14 protein-coding genes are annotated in these 17,114 nt (G+C 48.2%); 5 read left to right on the top strand and 9 right to left on the bottom strand.

Translation table 11 applies throughout. From position 1 onward, the window contains the following. The first annotated feature begins 2 nt into the window (after positions 1-2). From HS100_16760 to HS100_16740, 5 genes are all read left to right on the top strand, one after another. On the top strand, positions 3-2,453 hold the full coding sequence (locus HS100_16760) for an N-6 DNA methylase (protein ID MBE7435569.1): 2,451 nt from the start codon (positions 3-5) through the stop codon (positions 2,451-2,453). Then, positions 2,444-3,679 carry a restriction endonuclease subunit S gene (locus HS100_16755; protein ID MBE7435568.1) on the top strand — a complete coding sequence of 412 codons (1,236 nt, stop codon included), beginning with the start codon at positions 2,444-2,446 and terminating at the stop codon, positions 3,677-3,679. Before HS100_16760 ends, HS100_16755 begins: the two co-directional genes overlap by 10 nt. After that, positions 3,676-6,726, top strand: coding sequence for a type I restriction endonuclease subunit R (locus HS100_16750; protein ID MBE7435567.1), 3,051 nt, complete (start codon positions 3,676-3,678; stop codon positions 6,724-6,726). The genes HS100_16755 and HS100_16750 overlap by 4 nt, the downstream gene beginning before the upstream one ends. Before the next feature lie 2 nt (positions 6,727-6,728). Further along, on the top strand, positions 6,729-7,445 hold the full coding sequence (locus HS100_16745; GenBank protein ID MBE7435566.1) for a M48 family metallopeptidase: 717 nt from the start codon (positions 6,729-6,731) through the stop codon (positions 7,443-7,445). A gap of 315 nt (positions 7,446-7,760) precedes the next feature. Next, a complete protein-coding gene (locus HS100_16740) occupies positions 7,761-9,047 on the top strand; it encodes a hypothetical protein (GenBank protein MBE7435565.1) in 1,287 nt (428 codons plus the stop codon). Positions 9,048-9,648: 601 nt separating this feature from the next. Here HS100_16740 and HS100_16735 read toward each other — a convergent pair. The 9 genes from HS100_16735 to HS100_16695 all read right to left on the bottom strand — a co-directional run bounded on the left by HS100_16735 (position 9,649) and on the right by HS100_16695 (position 17,077). Beyond that, complete coding sequence (locus HS100_16735) at positions 9,649-12,969, bottom strand: hypothetical protein (protein MBE7435564.1); 3,321 nt, start codon at positions 12,967-12,969, stop codon at positions 9,649-9,651. Further along, on the bottom strand, positions 12,950-13,567 hold the full coding sequence (locus HS100_16730) for an HNH endonuclease (protein MBE7435563.1): 618 nt from the start codon (positions 13,565-13,567) through the stop codon (positions 12,950-12,952). Before HS100_16730 ends, HS100_16735 begins: the two co-directional genes overlap by 20 nt. A gap of 71 nt (positions 13,568-13,638) precedes the next feature. After that, complete coding sequence (locus HS100_16725; protein ID MBE7435562.1) at positions 13,639-14,028, bottom strand: hypothetical protein; 390 nt, start codon at positions 14,026-14,028, stop codon at positions 13,639-13,641. Between the two features lie 10 nt (positions 14,029-14,038). Continuing rightward, positions 14,039-15,115: a hypothetical protein gene (locus HS100_16720; protein ID MBE7435561.1), complete on the bottom strand. Its 1,077-nt coding sequence runs from the start codon at positions 15,113-15,115 to the stop codon at positions 14,039-14,041. Next, entirely contained in the window at positions 15,115-15,378 is a 264-nt protein-coding gene (locus tag HS100_16715; protein ID MBE7435560.1) for a hypothetical protein, read from the bottom strand. Before HS100_16715 ends, HS100_16720 begins: the two co-directional genes overlap by 1 nt. Further along, positions 15,366-15,932 (bottom strand): hypothetical protein, encoded by a 567-nt coding sequence (locus tag HS100_16710; GenBank protein MBE7435559.1) that lies wholly within the window; start codon positions 15,930-15,932, stop codon positions 15,366-15,368. The genes HS100_16715 and HS100_16710 overlap by 13 nt, the downstream gene beginning before the upstream one ends. 11 nt (positions 15,933-15,943) lie before the next feature. Then, complete coding sequence (locus HS100_16705) at positions 15,944-16,261, bottom strand: hypothetical protein (GenBank protein MBE7435558.1); 318 nt, start codon at positions 16,259-16,261, stop codon at positions 15,944-15,946. Beyond that, positions 16,258-16,686: a hypothetical protein gene (locus HS100_16700; GenBank protein ID MBE7435557.1), complete on the bottom strand. Its 429-nt coding sequence runs from the start codon at positions 16,684-16,686 to the stop codon at positions 16,258-16,260. The genes HS100_16705 and HS100_16700 overlap by 4 nt, the downstream gene beginning before the upstream one ends. Beyond that, a complete protein-coding gene (locus HS100_16695) occupies positions 16,679-17,077 on the bottom strand; it encodes a hypothetical protein (GenBank protein ID MBE7435556.1) in 399 nt (132 codons plus the stop codon). Before HS100_16695 ends, HS100_16700 begins: the two co-directional genes overlap by 8 nt. Positions 17,078-17,114 lie beyond the last annotated feature (37 nt).

Genomic DNA, 17,114 nt, shown 5'->3' with positions numbered 1-17,114 from the left:
TCATGCCCCTCAAAAAATCTGAACTCTACTCTTCCATCTGGAAATCCTGCGATGAACTGCGCGGCGGCATGGACGCTTCGCAGTACAAGGATTATGTGCTTGTCTTGCTGTTTGTCAAATATGTCTCTGATAAGTACGCGGGACAAAAGGACTCAGAGATCGTCGTTCCAAAGGGCGGCAGTTTTGCCGACATGACCGCGCTGAAAGGTAAAAAAGACATTGGCGATAGGATGAACAAGATCATCTCAAAACTCGCCGAAGCCAATGACTTGAAGGGCGTGATTGACCTGACTGACTTCAACGATGAAGACAAACTTGGTAAGGGCAAGGAAATGCAGGAACGGCTTTCCAATCTTGTCGCCATCTTTGAAAACCCTGCGCTTGATTTTTCCAGAAACCGCGCCGAAGGCGATGATCTGCTGGGGGATGCGTATGAGTACCTCATGCGGCACTTTGCAACAGAATCGGGCAAGAGCAAGGGACAATTCTACACTCCTTCAGAAGTTTCAATTGTCATGGCGAAGATCATCGGCATCAGCAAATCGAATAACAAAAGTACAACACTATATGATCCCACATGTGGGAGTGGCTCGTTGCTTCTCAAAGCCGCCGATGAGGCTCAGAATAAAGTCACCATCTATGGGCAGGAAATGGATAACGCCACTTCCGCGCTTGCCAAGATGAACATGATTCTGCATGACAGTCCCACCGCCACCATCTGGAAGGATAATGTTCTCTCCCTTCCGCACTTCAAGAATGGAGATGGTAGTCTAAAGACTTTTGATTTCGTTGTGGCTAATTTCCCCTTCTCCACCAAATCATGGAGCAATGGATTTAATCCAGCCGAAGATTTATACAAACGTTTTGAAGACGGTATGCCGCCCAAGAAGAATGGCGACTATGCCTTTTTGTTGCACATCCTCCGTTCGCTGAAAAGCACAGGCAAAGGCGCGGTTATCCTGCCACATGGCGTTTTGTTTAGAGGCGGTACCGAAGGCGAAATTCGTAAGAACATTATTCGCAGGGGATACATCAAAGCAATTATCGGCTTGCCTGCCAACCTGTTCTATGGCACGGGTATCCCAGCGTGCATCATCGTGCTAGACAAGGAAAATGCCGCGGGTAGAAAAGGCATCTTCATGATCAACGCAAGCAAAGGCTTTGTTAAAGACGGGAACAAGAATAGACTTCGCCATCAGGATATTCATCGCATTGTGGATGTCTTCACCCGCCAACTTGAAACCCCCAAGTATTCCCGCATGGTTCCAATCTCGGAGATCAGCGATCCTAAAAACAATTACAACCTGAACATCCCGCGCTACATTGACAACACCGAGGAAGAGGATGTGCAGGATATTGCCGCGCATTTGCTCGGCGGTATTCCAGAACGCGATATCGAAAACCTTTCGGCATATTGGGATGTCTTCAAAACCCTGCGCGGAAAATTATTTGGCAACGGCAAACGCAAAGGATATAGCGAGATCAAAGTGGATGTCGTCAACATCAGGCAGACAATTTTCTCGCACCCTGAATTTGTGGATTTTACCAAGGTGATAACGGCTCGCTTCAATCGCTGGATGAAGAAGAATCAGCCGCTTCTTACTGCGCTGCAAGTTGGTTCTCACCCCAAAGCCTTGATCGAAGCTCTAAGCGAAGACATGCTTGGCACTTTCTCCGTTTCGCGTTTGATTGACCCCTACGATATTTATCAACACCTGATGTCGTATTGGACTGAAACCATGCAGGATGATGTGTACATGATTTCATCCGATGGCTGGAAAGAAGCCTGCAAACTCAGGTTGATCATCGAAGATGAAAACAAGAAGATCAAAGAGAAACCAGACCTTACCATCGGCAAACTCAAATACAAAGCTGATTTGATTCCGCCTAGCCTGATTGTTACCCGATATTTTGCGAAAGAGCAGAAACAAATTGACGATCTTTCTGCCGAAATCGAATCACTTGCACAGCAAATGGACACCCTTAAGGAAGAACATGGCGGCGAGGAAGGTTTGCTTTATGAAGTTGTTGATGAGAAAGGCAAGATCAGCAAAAACGCAGTAACCAAACGCCTGAAGGAAATCAATGCCGACACCGACGCCGCAGACGAACGCAAGGCGCTCGAAGAATATTTTGCATTGCTTGAAAAAGAAGGCGAGTTGAACAAAAAGGGGAAGGAAGCCCAAAAGAAATTGGACGAAACGGTGGCTGCCCAATACTCTAAATTAAGTGTTGAAGAAATCAAGACTCTGGTAATTGATGATAAATGGCTGACAACTCTTGCCACCGATATGGATTCGCAAATAAAAAATATTGCCTTCCAATTGGCGAACCGCATCAAGGAACTAGCAGAACGCTACACCGCTCCCCTGCCCGAACTCGCTGACGATGTTGTGACTCTATCGGGCAAGGTGAACGCTCACCTGAAAAAGATGGGGTTCACATGGAAGTAAAAAAAGGATACAAGCAAACTGAAGTAGGTGCAGTGCCAAAAGATTGGGATGTGAAACCGCTTGGTCAGTTGGTCTCATCAGTTGAATATGGATCATCTACCAAGTCCGATACGCAAGGTCAAATACCAGTTCTTAGGATGGGAAATTTACAGAGCGGAAAAATAGACTGGACAGACTTGGTCTATACTAGCAACGAGCGTGAAATAAGCAAATACCAATTGCATTCTGGAGACGTTCTTTTCAATCGAACCAACACCATCGATTTGGTAGGCAAAACCTCGATCTACAATGGCGAGCGCCCAGCAATATTTGCAGGGTATCTCATACGAATTAATACCGACAAATCATTGTTGAACCCCCAATTTCTTAATTACATTCTCAATGCTGAGTTTTCAAAGAAATACAGCAGTAAGGTTCTTAGTGTTGCGGTTGGGCAAGCAAATATTAACGGTCAGAAGCTAAAGACCTATCCCATTCCCCTTCCGCCAACTAAATCCGAACAGGACGCCATCGCTGCCGCCCTCAGTGACATGGACGCCCTGCTCAATTCGCTAGACGCCCTCATAGCCAAAAAGAGGCTCGTCAAACAAGGCATTATGCAAGAACTTCTCACAGGCAAAAAACGCCTTCCTAGATATGGTGGGAAGTGGAAAGTAAAGACATTGGGAGAAATAGGCTATAAGTTTCTCAATGGTGGAACACCATCGACACAAAGGGAAGAATATTGGAATGGATCTATACCCTGGATTACAGGCGCAGATGTCATAGACCAAAAAGTCGTTAATATAAGAAGATTCATAACCGAAGAGGCAGTCAAAAATAGTGCAACTAATATTGTAGAAAAAGGTCATTTATTGATTGTTACTAGAACAGGCGTTGGCAAGATTGCCATAACACCCTTCGATGTAGCCATAAGTCAAGACTTAACTGGTGTTTATATCAAAAAAGAGTATGCCTCACCCGAATTTTTGTTTTGGTATTTTGATTACAATTCCAGCAAATTGAAAAATCTTAATCAAGGAACATCAATTGCTGGTATCACGCGCAATACCTTGGTTTCAATATCCTTAATGCTCCCATCTCACTCCGAACAAACAGCCATCGCTGAAATCCTGAATGATATGGACGCCGAAATTGTCACCCTTGAAGCCCGTCGCGAGAAAACATCCCTGCTCAAACAGGGTATGATGCAGGAATTATTGACCGGTAAAACGAGGATGGTATGAGCACAATCGGGCAAAAAGAACGCCTCACCCAAAATCGAGTTGTCAGGCTCTTTCAAGATCACTTGAAATATGATTATCTCGGCAATTGGGAAAAAGACCGTGAAAACCATAACATCGAAGAACACTATCTGCGTGCGTTCTGGAAAAAGAAACGCGTCAGTGAAACGCTGGTGAATAAAGCCCTGTATGAACTCAACAAAGTGGCGGGCGATCAAACCAAAAGCCTGTACGATATCAACAAGGAAGTGTACGGCTTGCTGCGGTACGGTGTAAAGGTCAAGGAAGAAGCGGGGGAAAATTCAAAGACGGTTATGTTGATTGATTGGGAACATCCAGAAAATAATCATTTTGCCATCGCCGAGGAAGTCACAGTCAGTGGGCATCTTACCAAACGTCCCGACATCGTCCTCTACATCAACGGCATTGCGCTTGGGGTGCTGGAACTAAAGCGTTCTGTCGTATCGGTCAGTGAAGGTATCCGTCAAAATCTGGATAATCAGAAGAAGGAATTCATTGAGCGCTTTTTCACCACAGTTCAATTCGTCATGGCGGGCAATGACACCCAGGGTTTGCGTTATGCTCCCATCGGGACTCCTGAAAAATATTACCTGACCTGGAAAGAAGAAAGCGAAATCGAAGACCCACTCGATCGCGCCCTGCTTCAACTCTGTGAAAAGAATCGGCTTCTTGAACTCATCCACAACTTCATCGTCTATGATGCGGGTACGAAAAAGCTTTGCCGTCACAATCAGTACTTTGGCGTCAAAGCTGCTCAAGAACGCATCCGAAAACGGGAAGGTGGCGTCATCTGGCATACGCAGGGAAGCGGGAAAAGCCTCACAATGGTTTGGCTTGCCAAATGGATTCATGAAAATATCAAGAACTCACGCGTCCTAGTCATCACTGACCGCATCGAACTCGATCAACAAATCGAAGGTGTGTTCAAAGGCGTGGAGGAGGATATCCGCCGCACGAAAAGCGGCGCCGACCTGGTGGGCAAACTCAACCAGGCAAAATACTGGCTGATTGGCTCTCTCATTCACAAGTTTCCTGGTCAAGAAGAGGGAAACGTTTCAGAATACATAGATGATCTGAAAAACAACCTGCCGAAAAACTTCAAAGCCAAAGGTGATATTTTCGTCTTCGTGGATGAATGTCACCGCACACAATCGGGTGACTTGCACAAAGCCATGAAATCCATTTTGCCGAATGCCATGTTCATCGGCTTCACTGGCACTCCCCTGCTCAAAGCGGATAAACAAAAAAGTATCGAGATTTTCGGTAGTTATATTCACACCTACAAATATGATGAAGCAGTCAGGGATGGCGTGGTTCTTGACCTGCGCTATGAAGCCCGCGATATTGACCAAAACATCACATCACAAGACAAGATCGACCTTTGGTTTGACTCCAAGACCAAAGGCTTGAACGATATCGCACTCGCTCAACTAAAACAACGCTGGGGCACAATGAAAAAGGTCCTCAGTTCAAAAGACAGGCTGGAGAAGATCGTTGCAGATATTTTGCTGGATTTTGAAACCCGAGACCGCCTCCAAAGCGGACGTGGGAATGCCTTGCTTGTTTCAGGCAGTATTTATCAAGCCTGCAAATTCTACGAATTATTTCTCGCACATGGTTTCGATAAATGCGCCATTGTCACATCCTATAAACCAAACCCTGCGGATATCAAAGGCGAAGAAACCGGCGAGGGTTACACCGAAAAACTCCGTCAGCATGAAATCTACAACAAGATGTTGAACGGGAAGGATGTAGAGACCTTCGAGAAGGAAGTCAAAAAGAAATTCATTGAAGAGCCTGGTCAGATGAAACTTCTGATCGTGGTGGATAAATTGCTGACAGGATTTGACGCACCTCCAGCAACGTATCTATATATTGACAAACAAATGCACGATCATGGTTTGTTCCAGGCGATCTGCCGCGTCAACCGCCTGGATGGTGATGACAAGGAATACGGCTACATCATTGACTATAAAGACCTGTTCATGAGTCTCGAAGGCGCAGTCACAGACTACACATCAGGAGCATTCGATGCCTTCGATGAAGAAGATGTGTCGGGTCTGCTCACCAATCGATTGGAGAAAGCCAGGGAACGGCTTGAAGAAGCCCGTGAAGCAATCAAGGCTTTGTGCGAGCCTGTTGCTCCGCCCAAAGATACCCTTGCCTACCAACACTACTTTTGCGCCCAGGACACTTCCAACAAAGATCAACTCAAAGACAATGAGTCGAAGCGTATCGCATTGTACAAACTCACAGTCTCGCTCATTCGCGCATACGCCAATATTGCCAACGAAATGAGCGAAGCAGGATACGGCGGACAGGAAATCGAGAAGATCAAGCAGGAAGTGGATTACTACGAAAAAGTCCGCACCGAGATCAAGCTTTCGAGCGGCGACGCGATTGACTTAAAAATGTATGAACCATCCATGCGCCATTTGATCGACACTTATATTCGCGCCGAGGAAAGTCGAAAGATATCTGCATTCGATGACATGACTCTGATTCAGTTGATCGTCGAACGCGGAACGGATGCCATCCATGATATTCCAAAAGGCATTGCAGGTAATCCCACTGCAATGGCAGAGACCATTGAGAACAACTTGCGGCGCGTCATTATTGATGAACAGCCCATCAATCCAAGATATTACGAACGTATGTCCGAATTGCTGGATACCTTGATCCAGGAACGTAAGGCTCAGGCGCATGAATACGAGTTGTACTTGCAAAAATTAGTCGATCTGACGAAACAGGTGGTCAACCCAGCCAGTGGCGGCATCACCTATCCCAAGTCACTACGAACATCTGCACAGCGCGCACTATTCGATAATTTAGGCAGGAACGAAGATCTTGCCAACACGCTCGATCAAGAGATCATTGCCAATCGTCCTGATGAATGGCGAGGTCATCTCGCAAAGGAGCGCACGGTCAAAAGGCTTATCAGGGAAACTATTGAAAAATATACAACCCTGAAAGATGAAGCCGAACTGGACCAAATATTTGAACTGGTCAAAAACCAAAGAGAATATTAGATATGCACCAAATTGAAGTGAACGGGCTAACCGTTTATGTGGTCCGCAAAAATATCAAAAACCTGCACCTGGCGGTCTACCCACCAAACGGGAGAATACGTGTGGCTGCACCCATGCGCGTCAACGACGAAGCCGTACGTCTTGCTGTTATTTCCAAACTCGGCTGGATCAAACGTCAACAAGTAAAGTTTGTAGAACAGGAACGCGAGTCGATCCGAGAGTATGTGAGCGGAGAAAGTCACTATTTTCAAGGAAATCGCTATTTATTAAATGTCATTGAACATAAGGGCACACCTTATGTCAAAATCCGAAACAAAAAAAAGATCGATCTATTTATTCGCCCCAACAATACACATGCTCAAAGAGAAAGGGTATTCTCTGCCTGGTATCGAGAGCATCTTCGCCAAGTACTCTCATCTCTTATTACAAAATGGGAGAAGAAAATCGACGTCCGTGCAAACGATTGGGTCATAAAAAAGATGAAAACAAAGTGGGGTTCATGCAACATCGAGAATAGACGCATCCTGATCAACCTGGAGTTGGCTAAAAAATCTGAGCGATGTGTGGAATATATTGTTGTCCATGAATTGGTGCATCTATTGGAAAGATTTCATAATGATCAGTTTTTGTCATTGATGAATAAGTTCATGCCCAATTGGAAACAATACCGAGATGAACTTAATCGAATGCCACTGGCACATGCAGAATGGGAATATTGAACAGTTTTGTGCGCTAAACCGAATGTAATTCTTTTGTGGAGCAAATATGGAGCAGCTAATTGATTTCGTCATTCAATTAATTTCTATAAAAGTATCTTGGGGTCTACCTGATGAAGTGAGGATCTATTTATGGCTTTGGCTTACAGGGTTGTTTTTTCTAATTGGAGCAGTTGTTACGGCTATTAGATTTGCTTTCAAGAAGATCAAAGAATTTACTGAATAGCCAGTTTAGCAACAACATAGATACCCATGAAAAATATTTATTTGACAACAAAATCTGTTTAGACCTATTTAGGACAGCAAGGAGAAATAATCATGGAATCATACATTTGCCCGCTTTGCAAACAAGAAGTCTCCAAATCTATATTTGAAAAGATTACAGGTATATGGGATGAAAAAGAAAAAAGACTTCTAGCGATCAAAAACAAAGAAAGGGATCTAAAAAAGCGGGAACAAAGCCTGATTAAAAAATTCGAAGAGGATAAGAAAAAACTAACCGCAAGCATGGATGCCAAATTCAAAGCCAGCCTGGATTTGAAAATCAAGGCGGTCCAAAAATCTGCCAAAAAAGAACAAGAGAAACTGAAAAAAGAAAAGTCCACCCTTGAAAAGACCTTCAAGAACAGGCTTGCAGCAGAAACAAATCGTCTGCTTAATTTGGAAAAGGTAAAGCAAAAGCATTTAATGAACGATTTGCAAAGAAAGTTCGAGAAACAAGCCGCGCAGAAAATCGAAAAATCTAATCAGGCACTCCAAAAAGATAAAGACCGATTTGAGCGGGAAAAGAAAGTTCAAGCGAATAAGTACGATCAGCTCAACAGACAGTTTGGTGCTCTGCAGAATAAGAACGTGGAGGAAATCCGAAAGCGAGAGACGAAAATTCAGCAGCTCCAGGAACAACTCCGTAAGAACAAAACTCCGTCTGAACTTGGCTTTGCGAATGAAAAAGATATGCTCGCGGCCTTACAGGATAAATTCCCACTTGACCGTTTTGAACATACAGGGAAAGGCGGAGATATTGTTCATTACATAAAAGACAACGGCAAGGAAGTTGGGATAATCGTCTATGAATTAAAAAGGGTCTCCAATTTTAGCAACAGTCATATTCAGCAAACGCTTGCCGCAAAACAAACCAGGAGCGCAGACTATGCCATCCTTGTTACGAACGCAAAGCGTTCAAAAAACGATTTCGGATTTTCTGTTACCAAAGGCGTCATCATCATTCACCCCGCCGGCGCAATGACAATTATTGCCATTTTGCGAGAGCAACTTATTACTATATCCAAATTGAAATTGAGCAACAAACAGCGTGATGAAGCAACGCGAGCGGTTCTTGATTACATCCACAGCCCTGCCTTTAAAAACAGTATTGAGAGTATCATCGACAACACAATTGAGTTATATGACTCGATGAAAAAAGAGGTCAAAGATCACATTAGCACCTGGAAGGATAGATTAAATAGATATAGCGATATCAACGTCAAAGCAATTACAATTGAAAGTAGGGTAGTAAATTTGATAGCGCCAACAAGTGATATCAGGAAGAGATTGGTAAAAGATTCTAGAATTTCTCCAATTGAGTTGCCAGCCGAGATCAAATAGATACTGCACCCCCGTTACGCCACTTTCATTAGTGCATCAATTAGCAACTTCTATCTCAGAAGAAACAGCTTAAAACAAAAAAGCCCCTGATTTTCAACCAATCAGGGGCATGTTGTCTATATAAACCTGAACCTTACCAAGTATTGTTGTAGCCTTTCATGCGAGATCACTCTTCCGCTGTAGTCTTCCCGCCATGAGCCATCTTCCAAAGGGATGTACACCAGCGGCTTTCTCGCTGGCAACACCAAACCACATTGGAAGGGCAATCGGGTCTCAAACAATCGTCGGCGTTCCTCCCTGCGTCTGCGGAACAACTCTCTCCTACTAAGCCGCTTCTTTGGCAATTCACCTGTGAAAAGAGGTGCTTGCACCTGGATTAGCGACTTATCAGAATAAGCCACGCGAGAACTTGGTTTGCTATGGACACGAACACTTCTCCCAGAGGCGGGCGTAATCCCCGCACACTTGGGACCCATGCCGATTGCAATACTCAGGGGAGATTTCAACCGCCGACCACATTTTTTGCATCTTGGTTGTTTTTCCATCATAACCTCCATTACAGGATAGCGCAGTCCGGGCTACACACCCGGACTGCTGTCGTTTAGAAAAGCGATACTTGATTTTGCGTTGCCTGTTTGGAACGGTGTCTCCCTGCTGCCCTCCCCGCTACACCTCTTTGTGTCATCCAGTCAGACCAGGAAACCGTCTTAGGCGTTTCAGGAACAGGTAACGGCGCACTTGGAGCTGTCGGGCAACCCATTGGAGAATTCGAGACAACCACTTCATCCGCAAACAAGGATTGTAGGTCGGGTAGATCAGCCGAATCCAGCGCTTCACGCGCCAATTTCATCAGGATGTCTCCTTCCTCCTCAGGAACAATGGCGCCACCCACATTATCACCATACAACAACTGGGCAGCTTTCATTTTCGCACCGATGAGCGCCAGGGCACGCGACTCCATTGTGTCGTTGTAGACCGAGAAGATTGCCTTGACCGGTTTCGTCTGCCCCAAGCGCCAAACCCGCCTAAGGCTTTGCCAAAGCACATACAGTGAGTATTCGATCTCAAGAAACACAACTGACGAGAAGGCGATCAGATCCAACCCGGTTGCCACCAGTTTGGGATTCACCACCAGAGCATCCAGTCCGATGACACGCCTCGCAATCCATTCCTCACGTTTTCGTGGATTGACGCCGCTTGATAGAACCTCGGCGCGTACCCCGCCATCCCGTAGGATTTTCAGGATACGATCTTGAATGTCCCGCGTTCCGGTCTGGCGCAGGTAGATCAACACCTTGCGTCCCTGCTGGCGTTCAGCACGGCAGAAATCCACCAGCCAGGACTCTTTGGGCATGGTTTCGTCATCGACCACAGCCGGCAGTTCCATCAATTCCTTTCGTCGAATTACTTCTCCTTTCTGATTAACTTCATCCACCTCCACCACTTCATCCCGGAAGGCGGAATTTGGTCGTGCCAGAGTCCATTGCAACCAGGTGGAAAGATAGCGTCTGTTCTTGATCGCCAGGTCACGCAATTTCTTTGCCATCGAACGATACTGCCCACCCTGCTCATCCGTCATTGTGAGTGTCACTACTTCTTCTGCATAATGAGGCAGAGCAAGACCCAGATCTTTCAGGGAAAGGAATACAGTCGTATCGAGCAGGCGATTGACAATGGCAGGTGAAATACCAGGTTGCTCTTTAGCTTGGTTCTGGTAACGGCGATTGCCAGTGAAACCATCCTCATCACCATCCTCTGTGGCGCGTTTACTTTTGCGGGTCATCTCCAACACGCCATACAATCTTGCCCAGCGTTTTTCATCGTTGAAGGCAAAGTCTTTTCGCACACTGGCATTCAAACGATGGAGCAGCCAGAAGATCGATGTGCTTCGACCTCCAAAGAAGGTTCCGGTCAAGGTCAGGGTGTATTTGGTTGAGGCAACCAATTGATGAAAAGCGATACCGCGATCTGAAGCTTTCGCTGCAAGTTCGTGACACTCATCCGCGATCAACAGTTTGAATGCGCCTCTGGCTTGTTTCGCAATGTATTCGGCGATTGCCCACCGGCGACCGGTGAATTGGAATAACGGCGTGCCACAAATCCGTTTTCCCCAAACCGGCTTCCTGTTTTCATCTTGTACAAGTCTGCCTTTATCATCGAGTTCATATCCGCTGATCTCAGCCTCACAAAATCGGCGTTTGTCACCAAGGTCATCAAGGCTGGTTGCCAACTTGGTAAAACCACCCGGCAGATTGATCTGAATTGGCGAACCGCATGTTGGGCATGTCAGGGCTTCAAATACCCGTCCATCTTCATCATCCACAAACCTTTTACGCACCACGGCATGTTCCCAACCAGCGCCATATTTTGCGGATGTATGGGCAATGACCGCAACTGCCCTTTGCCCCAGTTCACCTGCTTTATAAAGATTCAGGAATCTGCTCACATCATTTACATCGCCGGGATCATCTGCATTGCGACCAATCCGCTTCAGTTCCATTGCTCTTGCGCCTGGAATGGTCTCTTCGATTTCTCTGATCCATTTGGGCACGAGGTGTGGCGGGCAGAGCACAATAGCGGGATAGGCATTCAACAGCTCCATGATCGCTGCGCCAGTAATAGATTTTCCGGCTCCCATTTCGCCCTGGACGTTTCCAACGCCATGTTTCTTTATCGCCCTGGCAACGCCAGCTGCGATATGACGTTGTGTTGGCAACAATCCCGGTTTTTCCTGTCCGGGTAATGGTTTTCGCTTTACTCCCAACATATCCAGGATCGCGGTCTCTTCAAAAGTCGGATCGAAGTTATACAGAGGGCGATACGTGGACAGAATGTGTGCCCCGATCTGATCCCCGTACCTGTGCATGAACTTGGAGAGCGGTTCCACCGTATCGATGATCTCGATCCCGCTTTGGCGCAGGATGGCAACGGTGGAGACAAAGCGATCACGAAAGACCTCGGAAGTCAGATTGCCTTTCTTGTCCGTGGTCTCATCGACCTTCTCCGTGATCTTCACAACCCGCCCCTTGACCAGCATCGGTTTGCCGTCCTCATCGGTCAGGCGCAGCGTTCCCATCATGCCGGATGCCATCAACATTGCGATATGCCCCTTCTTTAAGGGCATGACCGGTTGCTTCAACTCACCCAAGCCGCGCGATGGATTGAGCAAGTCCAGCCATTCCTTCGATGAATGCAATCCACGTTTTTGTGTCGCATCCACGATCTCTTCCGGCTGCCAATCGAGGCGGGAGAAACGGACGGGTTGTCCTCCCGATCCTTTGTCAGATGCAGGAAGCAGTTCATACGACGGTTCTTCCGCTTCCACCAACATGGGTGGTTCGGTATCTGCCCATGCCTGCACCTGATGGACTTCTTCATGGGAAGGAATCTTGTATTTCACCCGCTTGGTCGCCAGCACGATAACTTGATTGAATCCGGTTTCGGGATAGCGGTAGATGCGGATATTCTCGTAATACCCAGCCAAGTGGGATGCCACATCCAGATCGCGCAATAGCGGATGCGGGACGATATAGATCAAAACACCACCACGAACCAGTTTGGGCGTGGTGGATTTCAGGAACTCCAACTCCAATCGCTTTTGATCACCCAAACGATCATGGCTATACGGCGGGTTGAGAAACAACAGCGTGATCGACTCACTGGTCAGATGACAAGAACCCCAGGGCGTATTGAACAGGCGGTCCATATTCTCAGCAGCGAGTGCGGCACGCGCGGGCGAAAGTTCCGCACCCCAACTCTGGCAGTTCAAGGCTTTCGCCAGGATCGATGCAGCCGTGCCTTCGCCGGCACAAGGATCAAGAAGCCTGCCAGAGTCGGCAGGCTTGAAATGGGTTTTGAGTAATTCAGCGACAGGTATTGCAGTCGGATACCATCCCAGTTTTTCAATTGCTGGAGGGCGCATGATACTTTTCCTTTCGGTAATCGATATGTTTATCTTTCTTTCGGGAGTTACAGGGACCGCAGAGCGGTTGGATGTTGTCGGCAGAGTGTTTTCCTCCTAGGAAAATCGGAATGACATGGTCTATTGTCAATTTGACATCATTCCTGCCACAGCATAGACACTTGTGACCGTAGAAATCCAGAATGGCATCCCATTCTTCTACGGTAAGTTCACCTCCGTTACCTAAGATGCGGGCTCGGCGATTCTGTGCATAGTGCTTAATTTTTTCTTTATTGTTCTTTCGCCAATTTTTCCCATACTCCGGATTTTTATTACGCCATGCGGTATCAGTTTTTCGTCTTTTCTCTGGGTGTTCCTTTGCCCACTTTTTGTTTTGTTCATTGCGCTGTTTTTTATGTGTATGTTTCCAATTCATATTTATTTCTCTGAATCGAATGGCGTTTTGCGTCTGCCAATTTTTCACCGACTTGGCATGGCATTTTTTACACCTTTTGTAATAACCATCTTTACGCCGTGCATCTTTATAAAACTCTACAATGGGTTTTATCTCTTTACATGACGCACAGACTTTTTTTGTAATTTCTCTTGAGTTGCTCATGGGCATCCTCTTATCGGAATCAAAATCCCCCACACCGAATGGCATGGGGGATCGAGTTGAATTTTGTTTCCTTACTTCACCTTACAGAACAACCGCCCGGCGATGTTCACAAAGCCGAGCGGTTCATTCTTTTCCAGGTCTACAAACTCCGGCAATCCACGTGACCAGTCCGACTCTGAATGACGGAACTGGATCACCAGCGTGCGATGTTTCTTGCGGAGATCGGTCCACAACTGCCAGACCTCTCCACGTCCATCGCAGATGGTGAACTCGAAGCGCTGGAGGGCTGCTTCTGCCATAACTTGTTTCTTTGTCTTCACTGGAATTTTCACATTCACGAACTTCAGCAGATGTTGCCAGTCGGCTTTACGCATCTGCGCCAGCCAGTATGCCAGGGGATCGTTCGAATTCAAGGCTTTGTTCATATCGAAGATCTCCTCTGCGGGAATGGAACGTAACATGGGTTGCCTCCTATACTTTCAAGACTTCCTGCTCCAGCAGGTTCTGCACCAGGTCCTGCCAGGGTTTGGACAGATCGAGCCTGACTCCCCCACGGCAATCCCCGCCCGTAACAAGCCGCTGGATGTATTCCGCATCCAACGCATACTCCCAGAGCGTCTTTGCCCACGCGTCCGGGATGGGAAAGGCAAGCGTCTCTTGCAGGCGTTTCAAAGTCAGCGCCTGCAATTGCGCTTCATCATCTCCATCTTCAAAAACCAGGGCATAAGCGGCATCGTCCTTTGCCTCCCACTTGCCAGGCAGCGCCTTGCGGCAGACGATCCCGGCGTGCAGAACATTGAACTCTGGCAATGGCTGTGTCAGCATCTTTACTTCGCCATCAGCCAGAACAGAAGTGCCGCGCATGGAGCAACTGCCCTTGCCGCGGATCAGCGACGCCCAGAGACTCTCCACGCTGGTCTTGTGAGCGGCGATGCCGACATACACCAACGTATGCTGGTAGGGTCTGTCTTGAAGCACGGCATAGCCAGTCACATCGGCGCGGGTGTGGGCATTGGTCAGGGCGGGAATGCGTCCTTCCGGGTAGAGGTGCTGAACAGGAGAGACATCCTCCACCGGTTCGATGCGATAGACATACACGCCGGCATTGCCCCGCACCAATTCCTGGTTGATGTCCCGTAGCAGTTCATGCGCGTTCAAGCCCACGTTGATACTGGTGAAGGTGATCTCGATCTCCTCCACCTGAATGCGGACAGTACGAGCGTTCATATCCACGGTTGCGCTCCCTGACAGCCACTCCTTGATGTTCTTCAAGACAGGCGGCAAATCAGCGCCGGACAACGGCGTGAACCACAACGCCCCATGAAACGGGACGTTCGGAACCGACTCGAATTTTCCATACGGCGCGGTATACCGATCCCTGCCCTGAAACTCCACATCGGGTAGGTCGTTCAATGCTGGCAGCCAGAATTGTTCATAGGAAGACACGAGGATTTTGCCATTCGCGGTTGCCTCTTTTTGAGCAGTCCTCAACTCTTCAATGCGTTCCTTGATGTATTCATCTTCATAGGTTTCTGTCCATGCGTACATTATTCCTCCGGGGTAGTGATGGTGAGATGGAAATCCAGCAGCCCGAAGACCTCCCCTTCCTCGGGGTCGTCACCGGCTGTGACTGTGGGCTGGTATTCGGTGAGATACCGCCAGTCCAGGATGTAGCTTGTCTCTGAGCAGATGCCGTTCTCGGATAGCAGTGCGGACATTTCATCGGCGACCGAGTCGGGGTCGGCATCGGCGGCGACTGCGATCTGGATGGTCAGGATGCGAATCTGCTGATTGGGTTTTACGGCGTGCATGTTTCCTCGCATTCCTCCACCTGAGTCTCATCATCCTCGCGCACGACCGACAGCCACGGCTCTACCTCCTCCGAATGGCGCGGCTCACAGCCGATCAGGATCGGCACGTTCGGCGTTTCATCCGCCAGCGATTTTGCGAGCGTGATGGCTTTGGGCAGATTGCCGTGAATGTGTTCGGGGAACAACCCGACCTGATGGGCAATCAGACTACCCTTGCGCCAGACCTTGAAGACACCTTGTACGTCTGGATAACGCTCTTCGGGCAGGCGCTTCCAGTCCAGATGGTATTCCTGCAAGGCGACCTCCAACGTGATCCAGGTGATACCCAGTTCCGCGTTGTGTCCTTCAAAGAGATCCTTTAGGACTGCGACTGCGTCGTCCTTTGTGATCGGGATGCCCGCGTTCAAGGCGGTTTCCAGCAGGTCATCGACCTGCCAGATGGGGGCGATCTTGTCCTGCCAGTAACGGTGCAGGATGCGCAGCACGCCCTCGTTTGGAATGTGCAGTTCGGTTGAAATGGCATCGGCCATTTCTTCAATGACATGATCATTCATGGTTTATTCCTTTACAGATGCAGATGGGAATAGGTCATGCCATCATCACCAAGCAACCAGTAGTGAATGGCATAAGCTTTTCGGATGTAGCGGCGTGCGCCGCGTTCGAAGCGGAAGAGGGGTTCGTTTTCGTACAGATACTTCCTGGGCGTGCGGCGAAAGATCGTCCAGCCGATGGCATCCGGCGCACCAGGTTGACTGCGTTCGATCTGGACGTGTACACCGCTCCGCAACAAGGACAGGGTCCGCTCCAGAGTCAGCGGAAGCGCAGCCTCCGGCAGGGTTGCCTTGAAGGGCAGGATGACCAGGTCCGGTTTGGTCGGCATCATGGCGTCCCATCTCCTTGCTCATTAAGCCATCGCTTCAATTCACGTCTTTCTTTCTCGATCTGTCGGATGAGGTCCTCACGCACCTGCTTCTCATCCCAGCCAGAGCGGTGTGCCTGTTCCAATTCCTTCAAGAAGTTGGTAATGTCGCGTTGTTGCTCCGGGACTGGATCAAAGGTGGGATCGGTGGTCGCCTCCACGGATACATACTCATGCCAGGGATGATCGTCCTCGCTCACGACATCGAAGAAGCGTTCCTCGACCTGCACCTGCCGGGCGATGAAGAACAATCCATCGGAGAGAAGGGAACGTATTTGTGTATCAACTTCCTCAACGGTCCGTTGTGTTTCATTCGGGAGGATGACTTCGCCATGCTGCTTGTAATTGCTCGCATCGCGGTACATGTAGACAAAGCGGATGTTAGTCATTCGAGACCCTGCCTCCCTCCACCCAGCCTTGTGCCTTGATATTGCGCGCCCACATGCTCAGGAAGGAGGAGACCTGCTTGTGGAAGCGGGTGTCGATGAAGGTCTTGCCGTCCCGTTCGATGAACTTCGAGCGATACCCGAAGAAGGCTTGGGTGATGCCGGTCGGCACCCATGAGGGATAATGCAGTTCCACATCCGGGTCGGCGATCAGGTCGCCGTTCTGCTCGAAGTAGTGCGCGACGCTGATCATCTCACCGTGGCGTTCGATTACCAAAGGCTGGTAGCCGGTCTTCTCAAAGCGCACATGGAAGGAGTCCTTGTTTTGGAAATCATCCAAGAGGTTGTGGGCCTTCAACAGATGTTCGATGGTTTCTTGAAAGAGTGTGGTCATTTTGGTTTCTCCATGAAAAGATTGGAGGGCGACCTTG

This window comes from Anaerolineales bacterium, assembly GCA_015075725.1.
In the GTDB taxonomy this organism is placed as follows: Bacteria; Chloroflexota; Anaerolineae; order Anaerolineales; family Villigracilaceae; genus Villigracilis.
The sequence above is the reverse complement of the archived record's forward strand: the minus strand, read 5'-3'. Positions and strand labels throughout refer to the sequence as shown.

Coding starts and splice junctions, on each gene's coding strand:
- HS100_16760 (MBE7435569.1), top strand. CDS start 3: ATGCCCCTCAAAAAATCTGAACTCTACTCTTCCATCTGGAAATCCTGC.
- HS100_16755 (MBE7435568.1), top strand. CDS start 2,444: ATGGAAGTAAAAAAAGGATACAAGCAAACTGAAGTAGGTGCAGTGCCA.
- HS100_16750 (MBE7435567.1), top strand. CDS start 3,676: ATGAGCACAATCGGGCAAAAAGAACGCCTCACCCAAAATCGAGTTGTC.
- HS100_16745 (MBE7435566.1), top strand. CDS start 6,729: ATGCACCAAATTGAAGTGAACGGGCTAACCGTTTATGTGGTCCGCAAA.
- HS100_16740 (MBE7435565.1), top strand. CDS start 7,761: ATGGAATCATACATTTGCCCGCTTTGCAAACAAGAAGTCTCCAAATCT.
- HS100_16735 (MBE7435564.1), bottom strand. CDS start 12,969: ATGCGCCCTCCAGCAATTGAAAAACTGGGATGGTATCCGACTGCAATA.
- HS100_16730 (MBE7435563.1), bottom strand. CDS start 13,567: ATGAGCAACTCAAGAGAAATTACAAAAAAAGTCTGTGCGTCATGTAAA.
- HS100_16725 (MBE7435562.1), bottom strand. CDS start 14,028: ATGTTACGTTCCATTCCCGCAGAGGAGATCTTCGATATGAACAAAGCC.
- HS100_16720 (MBE7435561.1), bottom strand. CDS start 15,115: ATGTACGCATGGACAGAAACCTATGAAGATGAATACATCAAGGAACGC.
- HS100_16715 (MBE7435560.1), bottom strand. CDS start 15,378: ATGCACGCCGTAAAACCCAATCAGCAGATTCGCATCCTGACCATCCAG.
- HS100_16710 (MBE7435559.1), bottom strand. CDS start 15,932: ATGAATGATCATGTCATTGAAGAAATGGCCGATGCCATTTCAACCGAA.
- HS100_16705 (MBE7435558.1), bottom strand. CDS start 16,261: ATGATGCCGACCAAACCGGACCTGGTCATCCTGCCCTTCAAGGCAACC.
- HS100_16700 (MBE7435557.1), bottom strand. CDS start 16,686: ATGACTAACATCCGCTTTGTCTACATGTACCGCGATGCGAGCAATTAC.
- HS100_16695 (MBE7435556.1), bottom strand. CDS start 17,077: ATGACCACACTCTTTCAAGAAACCATCGAACATCTGTTGAAGGCCCAC.